This is a genomic window from Amycolatopsis sp. NPDC033938, assembly GCF_055575975.1.
The window spans coordinates 28,674-40,744 of record NZ_JBVIRO010000016.1; the positions used below are offsets into that span (position 1 = coordinate 28,674).

Consider the following 12,071-nt stretch of genomic DNA (forward strand, 5'->3'; position numbering starts at 1 on the left):
CCCACCCGGCCCGCGGTCAGTTTCGGGGGGGTGGGGGGGGTGTGGTGGGGTGGGTTTTGTTCCCAAACACCACCCCCCCCCACCGGACCCCCCTCCACACTCCGTCCCTTTTCGCCGTTGGGAGCACCTGCGTGACCCTGTCGACCTTCGAGATGTCCGGCGTGTCGGTGACCTTCGGCGGTCTCGTCGCGCTGTCCGGCGTCTCACTGACCGTCGCCCCGGGCCGGGTGCTCGGCGTGATCGGCCCGAACGGGGCGGGTAAGACCACACTGTTCAACGTCGCGTGCGGTTTCGTCCGGCCGGACACCGGCACGCTGACCTGGCGCGGCGCCGAACTGCACCGGCTGCGCCCGCATCATCTCGCCGGCCTCGGCATCGCCCGCAGCCTGCAGGAACTCGGCCTGTTCGACCGGATGACGGTGCTGGACAACGTCCTGGTCGGCGCGGACAAGCATGCGGAAGCGGGCTTCTGGTCGTCGATGCTGGGCCTCCCGCGCCGGACCCGGGACGAGAAGGCGCTGACCGAGCGGGCGATGGCCTACCTCGACGACTTCGACATCGCCGACGTCGCCCACCGCTATCCCGCCAGTCTCCCTTATCCGGTCCGCAAACGGGTCGCCCTCGCCCGGGCCCTGGTCGGCGAACCGGATCTGCTGCTGCTCGACGAACCGGCGGGCGGGCTCTCGGCCGCCGAGATCGCCGACGTCGGCACGCTGGTGCGCGGTTTGACCGAACGGATGTCGGTGATGCTCGTGGAACACCACATGGATCTCGTCATGGGGGTGTGCGACGAGATCGTCGTGCTGGATTTCGGCAAGGTGATCGCCACCGGCACGCCGTCGGAGATCCGCGTGAACCCGGCGGTGCAGGCGGCCTACCTCGGCGAGGAGGTGGCCGGTGCTGACCGTTGAGCATCTTTCGGCGAGCTACGGCCCGGTCCGGGCGCTCGATTCCGTCAGCCTGTCCGTCGCGCCCGGTGAGATCACCGCGGTGCTCGGCGCGAACGGGGCGGGCAAGACCACCTTGCTGCGCACCATTTCCGGCCTCGTCCGGCCCTCGGGCGGCCGGGTCACCCTCGCGGGCCGCGACCTCACCGGAGTGTCCACTGAGGACCTTCCCGGGCTGGGTCTCGCCCACGTGCCCGAGGGTCGCGGCGTGCTGGCCGAACTGACCGTCGAGGAGAACCTGCGGCTGGGCGCGCTGGGGGCGCGCGGCCGCGCGTCGGCGACCGAACTGCGCCGCGTCTACGACCTGTTCCCGGTGCTCGCCGACCGCAAGAACGGGCTCGCGCACGTCCTTTCCGGCGGGGAACGGCAGATGCTGGTGATCGGCCGCGCACTGCTGTCCCGGCCGAAGGTGCTCCTGCTGGACGAGCCGTCGCTGGGCCTCGCGCCGCGGATCGTGGCGCAGATCTTCGAACTGCTGCGTGGCCTCGTCCTCGACGGGCTGGCCGTCGTGCTGGTCGAGCAGAACGCGCGCAGCGCGCTGTCCATCGCCGACCACGGCGTCGTGCTCAACCTCGGCCAGGTCGTCGTCCGGCGGGAAGCGGCCGCGCTGGTCGCGGACGACGGCCTGCGGCACGCCTACCTCGGATTCTGAAAGGGAGCTTCGTGCAGCAACTGCTGACCACCGCGCTCACCGGCCTGACACTCGGCGTGGTCTACGCCGCGTTCGCCTTGGCGCTGGTGCTGATCTGGCGCGCGACGCGGATCGTGAACTTCGCGCAGGCGCCGATGGCGATGATCACCACCTACATCGCGCTGGTGCTGATCGACGCCGGCTGGTCGTACTGGCTCGGTTTCGCCGTCGCCCTGCTTTCGGGGCTGGTGCTCGGCGCGGTGGTGGAACGTTTCGTGGTCCGGTTCGTCTCCGGCAAGGCCGAGATCAACGCCGTGATCCTCACCCTCGGGTTGTTCATCGTGCTGCACGCGCTGGCGGCACTGGTGTTCGGCTCGCGGTACCGCTCGTTTCCCGCGCCGTTCGGGCTCACCGGTTTCCAGGTCGGCGGCACGACGATCGCGCTCACCGGGTTCGGCGTGTTCACCATCGTCGCCGTCGCGGTGGTGCTGACGGGGTTGGTGCTGTTGTTCCGCGGTACCGATCTGGGCCTGCGGATGCGCGCGGCGGCGTTCGACCAGGAGGTGGCGCGGCTGCTCGGCGTGCGGGTGGGGCGGATGCTCACCCTCGGCTGGGCGCTCGCCGCGCTCGCCGGTTCGCTGGCGGGACTGCTGATCGCGGGCGGCGGGCTCGTCCATCCGTCCTATATGGACGGAGTGGTGGTGTACGGGTTCGTCGCGGCGGTGCTCGGCGGGCTGGACAGCCCGGTCGGCGCGGTGGTCGGCGGGGTCGTGCTCGGCCTGTCACTGAGCCTGGTCAGCGGGTACGTCGGCTCGGAACTGGTGCCGCTCGCCGCGCTGGCGATCCTCATGGTGGTGCTGCTGCTCAAACCCGGCGGACTGTTCGCCAGTGTCCGCGAACGGAGGGTCTGACGTGCTGCGCAGACATCTGCTCCTCGCGCTCGCCGCGCTGGTCGTCGTCGTGCTCGTCCTGGAGAGCACCGGTCCGTTCCTCAACGCGCAGTTCACCGCGATGGCGTACTTCGCGATCGCGACAGGCGGTCTGACCGTCCTGACGGGACTGAACGGGCAGCTGTCACTCGGCCACGGCGCGCTCATGGCGGTCGGTGCTTATTCGACCGCGCTGCTGCTGAAGCCGTCGGCCTTGCCGCTACCCGTGATCCTTCTCCTCGCGGTGGTGATCACCCTGGCCGTCGGCGCGCTGGTCGGCGTCGCCGCCGCCCGGCTGCACGGACCGTATCTCGCCGGTGCCACGCTGGCGCTCGCCGTCGCCGTGCCCGGGATCCCCTTGTTCTTCGGCGAAACACTCGGCGGAGAACAAGGACTCCCCGTCCGGATGCCGGACATCCCCGCCTGGCTCGCCGACGCCGCGTACTTCGTCACCGGCCAGGACCTCACCCCGATCCGTTATCTCGCCTACCTTTCCTGGCTCGCCGTGATCGTCGTGTTCATCCTGCTCGCGAATCTCTCCCGCAGCCGCGTCGGCCGCAACTGGCGTGCGGTGCGCGACGAAGACGTCGCCGCCGAACTGGCCGGGATCGACCTCGGCCGCACCCGGGTGGGCGCCTTCGTGGTCAGCGCGGGCTGCGCGGGGCTCGCCGGGGCACTGATGGCGTTGTCGGCGCGGCTCGCGGCGCCGAGCGGGTTCGCGCTGACCTTGTCACTGTCACTGGTTTCCGCGGTGGTGCTCGGCGGCCTGGGGACGCTCACCGGCGCGCTCGCGGGAGCGGCGCTCTTGACGTTCCTGCCGCCGCTGGTGACCGGCACGGGAACGGATCTCGGGCTGTCCGACGTCCAGGCCGCGCATCTGGCGCCGTTGATCTACGGCCTGGTCACTGTCCTGATCGTGCTGCTCGCACCGGCCGGCCTCACCGGCGGGCTGCGGAAACTCATCAACCGGAGGCGAAGTTCATGAAACGCTGGTACCAGGCCGTGGCCGTACTCCTGGCCGTCACGGTCACCGCCGCCTGCGGGGCGGGCGGCAGACCCGAGGGCGAGCAGAAGGGTTCGACCGTCGGTGTCACCGACACCACCATCAAGATCGGCGCGCATTTCCCGCTCACCGGCGTCGCCGCGCCGGGCTACAGCGAGATCCCGAGCGGGCACCAGGCCTACTACGACTACGTGAACGCCAGCGGCGGGATCAACGGCCGCAAAATCGAGTTCGTGGTCAAGGACGACGGGTACAACCCGACGAACACCAGCGCGGTCACCAACGAACTGGTACTGAAGGAGGAGATCTTCGCGATGGTCGGCGGCCTCGGCACGCCGACGCACAGCGCCGTCGTCGACTTCCTGAACAACTCGAAGGTCCCGGACCTGTTCGTGTCTTCCGGATCGCTGCGCTGGGGCGAAGATCCCAAGAAGGCGCCGTTCACCTTCGGCTGGCAGCCGGACTACGAGATCGAAGGCAAGATCATCGGCGACTGGGTGCGGAAGAACCTGCCGAACGCCAAGGTCGGCCTGTTCGTCCAGGACGACGACTTCGGCCGCGACGGCGAGAAGGGCGCGCGCCGCTACCTCGACAAGCAGATCGTGGAGGTCGCGAAATACTCGCCGGGTAACATCGACATCGCACCGCAGATCGCGAAACTCAAGGCCGCGGGCGTCGATCTGGTGCTGGGCTTCAACGTCCCGTCGTACACCGCACTCTCGCAGCTGGCGTCGTTGAAGATCGGCTTCAAGCCGAAATGGTTCTACAGCAACGTGGGTTCCGACCCGGCACTGGTCGGTTCCCTGCTCGCGCGGTTCTCCGAAGGCAAGGTGACCAATGGGGCGTCGCTCATCGACGGCGTCCTCACCACCGAGTACCTCCCCGGCGTCGACGCCCCGGACAACGCGTGGACCAAACTGTGGCAGAAGGTCTGGGGCGCGCACGGCAAGGGCGGCGACCTGACGAACTACCGGATCTACGGGATGGCTCAGGCGTACACCTTCGTCCAGGCGCTGCAGGCGGCCGGACGGGACCTGACCCGCGAACGTGTCGTCGAGGCGATCCAGCAGTCCGGCAAGACGTTCGAAGGGCCGGGCCTGGCGCCGTTCCGCTACACCGGGGACAGTCATATGGGCATCTCCGGTATGTCGGTGGTCGAACTCCAGGGCGGCGTCGGCAAGGACCTGACGCCGGTTCTCGTGACCGACGTCGGCGAGGCCCCCATCGAGGCGAACGACTCGGCGGCCAACGACTCGCCGCCACCGAACGGGATCCCGGGTAGCTGAGCGTTGGCCTGCCAGGCCGGTCGCCACTGTGTGTCGGGTGGTGGCCGGCTTGGCGGGTGGATCTGTGGGAGTGCCGGACGGGTGGAATGCGCGGTTGCGATTCCCTCGACTCCCGCCCGATGATTCGGACTGTGAATCCTCCTTTTCCGCGCACCAATCACCGCATCTCGTCGATCAGTTTCCGCTGGGCCCACTTCGACAGCCGACCCGGCGGAGCGCCGTGAATCACCCTGGAGTGGGAATCGCACCATTTCACCGTCACGGAAAATTACGAACACATGTTCGATCGTTGTTTGGTATTATCGAAGGGTGTCCGAGACTTTTCTTCCTGAACTCCCGCAGGAGTTGTGGCGTGCCGGCAGGCTGGAGCTTGCCCACGGTGTGCAGCACACTCTGCAGGTGATCCGGATCGCCTCCGCCGCGCTGGGGCAGTTTCTGGCGGAGATCGAATCCCGTGGCCCGAAAGACTTGTACGGCTATGGTTCGACGGCGTCGTGGCTCGCTGATGTGGCGGGGCTGACCCGGGGTGAGGCGGGCGCGATCGTGCGCCGCGCGATCGCGCTGAACCCGACCCGTGCACTTGATGGCACCGAGATCCCGGCGTTCGCTCCGGCGACCGCGGCGGCGGCTGCTGAGGGTGTGATCGGGGAGCATCGGATCGATCAGATCCTCGAGATCTTGAAGAAGATCCCGGCGGATACGGCCCTAGAGGACCGGGAGTACGCGGAGAAGGTCCTGGCTGATCTTGCCCGGGAGGCAGGGCCGAAACAGCTCGGGAAGGCCGAGGAGAACCTGCTGGGCTGGCTCGACCCTGACGGCAAGGAACCGAAGGATCCCGAACCGGCCCAGCCCGTGCGGGAAGTCAGCCTGGAGCGCCGCAAGGACGGCTTCTGGAAGCTGACCGGGCTGCTGGATGACGAGTTGGGTGCTCGCACCGCGGCCGTGCTCGACGCGTACGCCAAACCGCGTCCGGTGGATGAGTTCGGCCAGGCGGATCCGCGCACGAAAGCCGAACGGCAAGGCGACGCCTTTGCCGAGGTCCTGGATCTGGCGATCGCCTGCCCGGACCAGCCCGGCACCAGCGGTTACCGGACGTTGGTGCATGTCACCATCGGGCTTGAGGAACTCAAGACTGGGATCGGGACCGCGTGCCTGGACTTCGTAGGGGAGATGACCGCCCGCGAGGCACGACTGGCCGCCTGTGATTGCCTGATGTTGCCGGTGGTGCTGAGCGCCGCCGGGGAACCCCTTGATATGGGGCGGCTGCGACGGTTCGTCACCCCCGGGCAACGACGGGCGCTGAACATCCGAGACCGAGGCTGCGCCTTCCCCGGCTGTCACCGGCAACCCAAGCACTGCCACGCCCACCACATCGATCACTGGGCCGACGGCGGACCCACTGACCTGCGGAATCTCACCCTGCTCTGCGGTTTTCATCACCGGCTGATCCACCACGGGGATTGGCAAGTCCGCATGGCCCCCGACGGACTACCCGAGTTCACGCCGCCCCAGTATCTGGACCCGTTACGAAGACCCCGGCGCAACACCCTCCACCGCGCCGCCGCCTAATTCCTGCATCACCCGAGGAGCCCGCCAGCCACACCGGCGACGGGCCCCTCGGCATGCCCACAGGCCGCTCTGGAGAAAGCCGTGAAGGCCTCCTTCCGTACCTTTGCGTCAGGGGTCCCGGCAAAGTCGCATAACCGCTGGTCGACTCCACTGCTAGAGCGAGACAAGGCGAACCTGCCGCAATGGCCCCGACGGAAGCAGGCTCACGCAAAGGGACCCCACGCCGAACCGTACGTAGCGACATCAGGCCTGCCTGCCCCACCTCGACCCATCCTTGAGCAACGGAGGATCAGGGACAGTGAGCGTCCCCGATCCTCCGTTGATCAAGCTCCGCCACCGGCACGAAGACCCCGCCACATCCAGGAATAGTCGCCTGACCCGCAAGATCCCGACTTTGCCGCGACCCTGACCTTGAGGGTTAACGACCCGCCTGCGACTGCCTCATACTGCCGGCAGTAAAACCCCCGACACGGGACGGCTACGACGATTCGTCACCCCTGGCCAACGACTCGCCCTTTGAACATCCGCGGCTGTACGTTCCCGGCTGCCATCGGCAACCGAAACACTGCCACCACATCGATCACCGGGCCGACGGTGACCCCACCGATCTGCGGAACCTCACTCTGCCCTGCGGCTTCCACCACGGCGACTGGCAAGTCCGCGTGGCCCCCGACGGACTACCCGAGTTCACGCCACCCCAATATCTGGACCCGCTACGAAGACCCCGGCGCAACACCCGGCTCAGCCCCGGTGATGACTGTTCGGCATGTCGTGCACCACCCGTTGCCATCGACGCAGCGAGTTGCCCGGCATCCCCGCCTGCCGCAGCACCTCGACCTTGTTCTGCCCGCTGAGCCAAAGCAGGAAGGACCGGTCGACGACGTTCAGCCGCCGCGCGCTGAAGTCGTAGTCGAGGACGATCGGGCTGATCTCGAGGTAGTGCATCTGGAATTCCGCGATGTTGGGAAGTTCTCTGATCAGGTCACGCAGGTTCGGATCGACGGCGGCACCGAAAGTGCCGATGAAGTCGGCGATCTCCGTCACGCTGAGACCACCTTCCAACCTGGCGGTGTCACTCGCGACGACCGCGTAGATCGTCCAGCGGTAGATGTTCGTCAGCAACGTCGAAGGTCCAGCGGAAAAGCTGTCGATGAAGCTCTCCGACCTGCTCGCCTGATCTTGGATTATCCCTTCTATGAGCTTCTTCGCGTGTTCCAACGAACCGACGACTCTGCCTTCACTCGAGTCGCTCACCACACCGGATTCGATGCAGGCCTGATAGCAGGCTTGCTGGACGACCCAAACACTGTCGAGGCACCTGTCCAGGATGTGACTCTTGAACTCGTCTTCGAAGGTGACCCCGATCAGGTTCTCTCCCGCGGAGACCACGGTTTCCAGTTCGGCGCGCGACCATCGGTCGGCGTTCACCGTCGAAATCCGCCCACCGAGGTCACCGTTGTAGCGGAGCAGCTTGTTGTCATCGAGCCAGACCCCGATGACCAGGAATCTGTAGTTGGAGTAGTCGAAGTAGCCTTTCAGTGATCGCGAGAACGACTTCTGGACATCGCTGGGCAGGTAGTGGAAGTCCTCGAGCACGATCAAGGAGTCGACGCTCGCCGAATCCAGGGCCGCGATCATGTCGTTGATGTCCTCGACGTCCAATTCCAGCGGTGCCGTGACGGCCGACTCGTCCCTCTGGTTCTCCCGGTCCCGACCTGCCGAAGCGGTGATCTCCTTGCCCAGAAGGGGAACCTTCACATCCAGTCGCGCGGTCACCTTGGATCTGCCGGAGACGGTCACCGAGCGCGACTTCTCGACCCGGTACCCCACCGCCTTCAGTATCGCCGCGTTGAGTTCGGAAAGTGTCTTTATCTCGATGCAGGCGACGACGACATGCGGCCGATCCTTGATGTTCCACTTGCGCAGGCAGGTCTTACCTTGTTTCGAAGAGCCGTGAATGACGATGTGATGATTCTGCGCCAGCGCGAGGAATAGTTTGTTGTCGACCTTGTCGCGTTCGACGTAGTTCAGCGGAAGGTCGCGCGAAACGCCGAAGACTTCGTGGACCAAAGTGATCTTCGGGGCCTTGTCGGGAAAAGTGGGAAAATCGCGCACCAGTCTCGGTGGATTGTTGATGAAGTCCGGCACCGGCCCTCCCAGCTCACGGCAAGGCCGCAGAGCCTAGCGCATTGGTCACTGGCGATCTACGCGGAATCGGCACTGGCCCGGATCACTGCGAAACCCTTGAAAATACTTGAAACACAACACCCGGGATGCGCGACTACGGCCAAGAAGGACCGAACTCGGTCCCACTCGCCGCCGGAGTGTGGATGACCGCGAGACAGGAGCACGACAAGATCACGAACGACGGCTGGTTGCCCGACCGGGAACAAGTCGAACGTTGGCTCAACTACACGTTGCTGGCCGGACCGATCCTGCTCGCGCTCATCCGGCTCTTGATCGTGGCACGCTTCGACGAACAGCGTCTCAAGGTCCTGCTGCGGACACTCGACGTGACGGCCATCGTCGTCAGTACGGTGGTACCGATCCTGCCGCTGGTAGCGGGTTTCGTGGCCACGGTGCTCTTGCGTCTGCTGTCGAGGCTCTCCTGGTGGCGACTCCGGTGGGCCGTGGTCACGGGAATCGGCCCGGAAGATGACCGGGCGATGGCGCCTGATCCTGATGGGGCTCGGTTACTTCGCCACCGGGACAACAGCGCTGATCGCGGCGCCGTACCTGGGCGGGCGACCACGACCTCACTTTGCTCCACAAGGATCGGGGCCGGATCCTGATCATCCGCCAGGATGACGTGCTCGCCCGGACCTTGTGCCGGCTGGAGGAAAGCGGCTGGGACTCGCCACGACATCCTTGGCGCCTGCTCAACGACAGATCCCTGGAGCAGCTCCTCACGAAGGACTGGGAGAGTTCCGGTTTGCCGCCTTCCTGCCCAGGAAACCGATAGCCACGCTCACTTCGACGGCAGAACCCGCCCCCGCACCTCGCCGAACCCGATCCGCGCGCCATCGGCGCCCGGCGCGGATCCGGTGATCACGACCTCGTCGCCGTCCAGCAGGAAGGTGCGCTCCTCCCCCTTGACCGTGAGCGGTTCCTTGCCACCCCAGGACAATTCGAGGAACGCGCCGCGCTGATGCTTCTCCGGTCCGGAGATCGTGCCGGAGCCGTACAGGTCTCCCGTGCGCGCCGACGCGCCGTTGATCGTCATATGCGCCAGCATCTGGGCGGGCGACCAGTACATCTCGCGGAACGGCGGGCGGGCGACCTCCTCGCCGTTCCATTCGACGACCAGGTCGATGTCGAGGCCCCACGGGGCGCTTTCCCGCAGGTACGGCAGCGGTTCCGGATCCGTCTGGCCGGGCAGCGGGATCCGCGCGGCCTCCAGGGCCAGGATCGGGACCACCCAAGGGGAAATCGACGTCGCGAAGCTCTTGCCCAGATGCGGGCCCAGCGGAACGTATTCCCACGCCTGGATGTCGCGGGCCGACCAGTCGTTGAGCAGGACGGCGCCGAAAACGTGACGGGGGAAGGCATCCGGGGTGATCGGGGTGTTCAGCGGCGTTCCGGTGCCGACGACGAAACCCATTTCCGCTTCGATGTCGAGCCGCGTGCTCGGTCCGAACACCGGCGACGCGTCGGCGGGGGTCTTGCGCTGGCCGCTCGGGCGCACGATGTCGGTGCCGGAGACCAGGACCGTGCCGGACCGACCGTGGTAACCGACCGGGAGGTGTTTCCAGTTGGGCAGCAACGGTTCCGCGTCCGGGCGGAAGAGCCTGCCCACGTTCGACGCGTGATGTTCGGAGGCGTAGAAGTCGACGTAGTCCGCGACTTCGAACGGCAGGTGCATCCTCACCTGTCCGACGGGATGCACCGCGCCGTCGGGGATCTCACCGGAGACCAGTTGGCGGATGCGTTCCCGGACGGCCACCCAGCGGTCGTATCCCTGTGCCATGAACGGGTTCAGCGACGGCGCGGCGAACACGTCGTCGCCGAGCGCGGCGGCCAGGTCGACGACCGAGTCCCCGGCGCGGACGCCGACGCGCGGGGAAGCACCGTCGACGGAGAACACGCCGTAGGGGAGGTTGCCGAGGCCGAACAGGGAACCGGCGGGGATGTCGATCGTGGTCATGCCTCTCCTCGGGGCGTTTCGAGCAGGCCGAGGCCGGTCAGCTCGGTCAGGGGGTCGGTGATACTGCAGGTGCCGAACGACGTGAAGGCCGCGCGGACGGCGGCGGTCCGGTCCTCGTCCCACTCTCGCAGCCGCGAAGCGACCACCGTGCCGTCTCGTTCGGCGAGCAGGGCTTCGGGATCGCCGTCGGCGTGGAGGACGGCGTCGGTGGCGAGCAGCAGGTTCAGGAACCCGTGCTGCTCGAATCCGGTCTCCGGGTCGGTGTTGCGCAGCGCGTGGTGCAGCCCGGCGGTGGCCTTGAACGGGACGCCCGCCCCGACCGCCGCCCGGACCGCGGCGGCGAGTTCGGCCCCGTCGGGGTACAGCTCGGCCCGGACACCGCCGGTGCGGAACTTCGCGCGGTGGCCGGTGCCGGAAAGCGCGGTCAGCAACGGGATCCGCCGGTCGTCACGCGGGATCTCGACGAACACCGGGGCGGTGGCGCCGCCGATCGCGGCGAGCACCTCGTCCGGCCCCATCCCTTCCGGAACGGCGATCTCCAGGGCGTCGAGTTCGACCGGGAGCGTGGTGACGGCGTTGAGCACGCCGTCGAGCTGCGCGGGGCCGCCGGGCAGGGTCACCGAGACCGGCAGCGGGGCCGCCCGGTCCCCCAGCACTTCGGCGAGGTCGCCGAGCGCGGTGGCGGCGATGACGAGCGGGCCGACGAGGTCGGCGTACCAGGCGGAAACGTGGTCGTCGTGCGCGGCGACGGCGTCCGGCAATGGGGCCAGCCCCGGCGGGAACACCGCGGCGTCGTCGCACAACCCGGCGAAGAGCGCGGGAATCCGTCCGCTGTCCACCATGGTGTCCTCCTCGCCGATTTAGTTCACACTTTGACTACCCCTCGGGCAGCGTAGCCCGGTCTTCCTCGCGACGGGAAGGCCTACTTGCGGCTGCGGGTGCCGAACTCGGCGCGGCTCGTGATCAGCTTGCCCAGCAGCATCACGAGGATGCGCTGTTCGGTCTCGGTCAACGCGTTCGTCCAGCCGAATTCGCGCTCGTTGTGCTCGCGGAAGACCGCGACCATCTCCTCGTGCCCCGCGTCGGTGAGCGACAGCCGCACCGAACGGCCGTCGCGCTCGTCCGGGACCCGGTGGAGCATTCCCTCCGCGACCAGCGTCTTGACCAGATTCGACACCGCCGCCCGGCTCATCCCGGTCAACCTGGCGGCGCTCGTCGGTTCGAGCGGTCCGGCGAGCCAGACGACGAACAGCAGCCGGAACGCCGACCACGACCGGCCGCGTGGCCGGTGCACCGCGGCTTCGAGATCGTAAGTCACCAGGTCAGAGGCGCGGTTGAGGGTCAGCAGCACCTCGGTCGCCAACTGGTGACGGAAGCCGTACTCCTGCGCGAGCCGCCGGTTGGCCAGCGCCACGAACGACCAGAAGTCCAGTCCGGCCGCCTCCACGTCTTCCATCGCCGAACACTAACCCGGTACTGCGAAAATGGTCAAAGTCGAAACTAGTTTTGCCCTCAACCGAGACACTTGGAGATATCCACATTCGTGCCGGAAATCAGTGGAG

11 protein-coding genes and 1 pseudogene are annotated in these 12,071 nt (G+C 67.2%); 8 read left to right on the forward strand and 4 right to left on the reverse strand.

Going from position 1 to position 12,071, the window contains the following annotated elements:
- Positions 1-152 precede the first annotated feature (152 nt).
- From ACZ5ZX_RS31335 to ACZ5ZX_RS31365, 7 genes and pseudogenes are all read left to right on the forward strand, one after another.
- Positions 153-911, forward strand: coding sequence for an ABC transporter ATP-binding protein (locus ACZ5ZX_RS31335; RefSeq protein ID WP_465505742.1), 759 nt, complete (start codon positions 153-155; stop codon positions 909-911).
- Positions 898-1,599, forward strand: coding sequence for an ABC transporter ATP-binding protein (locus tag ACZ5ZX_RS31340; protein WP_465505585.1), 702 nt, complete (start codon positions 898-900; stop codon positions 1,597-1,599). Before ACZ5ZX_RS31335 ends, ACZ5ZX_RS31340 begins: the two co-directional genes overlap by 14 nt.
- 11 nt (positions 1,600-1,610) lie before the next feature.
- Positions 1,611-2,489: a branched-chain amino acid ABC transporter permease gene (locus ACZ5ZX_RS31345; protein WP_465505586.1), complete on the forward strand. Its 879-nt coding sequence runs from the start codon at positions 1,611-1,613 to the stop codon at positions 2,487-2,489.
- Between the two features lies 1 nt (position 2,490).
- The gene (locus ACZ5ZX_RS31350; protein WP_465505587.1) at positions 2,491-3,492 is read left to right on the forward strand and encodes a branched-chain amino acid ABC transporter permease; all 1,002 of its coding nucleotides are present in this window, start codon (positions 2,491-2,493) and stop codon (positions 3,490-3,492) included.
- A complete protein-coding gene (locus ACZ5ZX_RS31355; RefSeq protein ID WP_465505588.1) occupies positions 3,489-4,796 on the forward strand; it encodes an ABC transporter substrate-binding protein in 1,308 nt (435 codons plus the stop codon). The genes ACZ5ZX_RS31350 and ACZ5ZX_RS31355 overlap by 4 nt, the downstream gene beginning before the upstream one ends.
- A gap of 309 nt (positions 4,797-5,105) precedes the next feature.
- Positions 5,106-6,365 carry an HNH endonuclease signature motif containing protein gene (locus tag ACZ5ZX_RS31360; RefSeq protein ID WP_465505589.1) on the forward strand — a complete coding sequence of 420 codons (1,260 nt, stop codon included), beginning with the start codon at positions 5,106-5,108 and terminating at the stop codon, positions 6,363-6,365.
- Positions 6,366-6,793: 428 nt separating this feature from the next.
- Positions 6,794-7,102: pseudogene (locus ACZ5ZX_RS31365) on the forward strand (HNH endonuclease signature motif containing protein); the annotation flags it as partial.
- A gap of 4 nt (positions 7,103-7,106) precedes the next feature.
- On the opposite strand, the gene ACZ5ZX_RS31370 reads toward ACZ5ZX_RS31365, so the two are convergent.
- Positions 7,107-8,513, reverse strand: coding sequence for a hypothetical protein (locus ACZ5ZX_RS31370; protein WP_465505590.1), 1,407 nt, complete (start codon positions 8,511-8,513; stop codon positions 7,107-7,109).
- A gap of 182 nt (positions 8,514-8,695) precedes the next feature.
- On the opposite strand from ACZ5ZX_RS31370, the gene ACZ5ZX_RS31375 reads away from it, so the two are divergent.
- Positions 8,696-9,157, forward strand: coding sequence for a hypothetical protein (locus ACZ5ZX_RS31375; protein WP_465505591.1), 462 nt, complete (start codon positions 8,696-8,698; stop codon positions 9,155-9,157).
- Between the two features lie 176 nt (positions 9,158-9,333).
- Here the strand turns inward: ACZ5ZX_RS31375 and fahA are convergent, their stop codons facing one another.
- The 3 genes from fahA to ACZ5ZX_RS31390 all read right to left on the reverse strand — a co-directional run bounded on the left by fahA (position 9,334) and on the right by ACZ5ZX_RS31390 (position 11,965).
- Positions 9,334-10,509 (reverse strand): fumarylacetoacetase, encoded by a 1,176-nt coding sequence (gene fahA / locus ACZ5ZX_RS31380; protein WP_465505592.1) that lies wholly within the window; start codon positions 10,507-10,509, stop codon positions 9,334-9,336.
- Positions 10,506-11,351 carry a hypothetical protein gene (locus ACZ5ZX_RS31385; RefSeq protein WP_465505593.1) on the reverse strand — a complete coding sequence of 282 codons (846 nt, stop codon included), beginning with the start codon at positions 11,349-11,351 and terminating at the stop codon, positions 10,506-10,508. The genes fahA and ACZ5ZX_RS31385 overlap by 4 nt, the downstream gene beginning before the upstream one ends.
- Before the next feature lie 80 nt (positions 11,352-11,431).
- Complete coding sequence (locus ACZ5ZX_RS31390) at positions 11,432-11,965, reverse strand: MarR family winged helix-turn-helix transcriptional regulator (RefSeq protein ID WP_465505594.1); 534 nt, start codon at positions 11,963-11,965, stop codon at positions 11,432-11,434.
- Between the last annotated feature and the right edge of the window lie 106 nt (positions 11,966-12,071).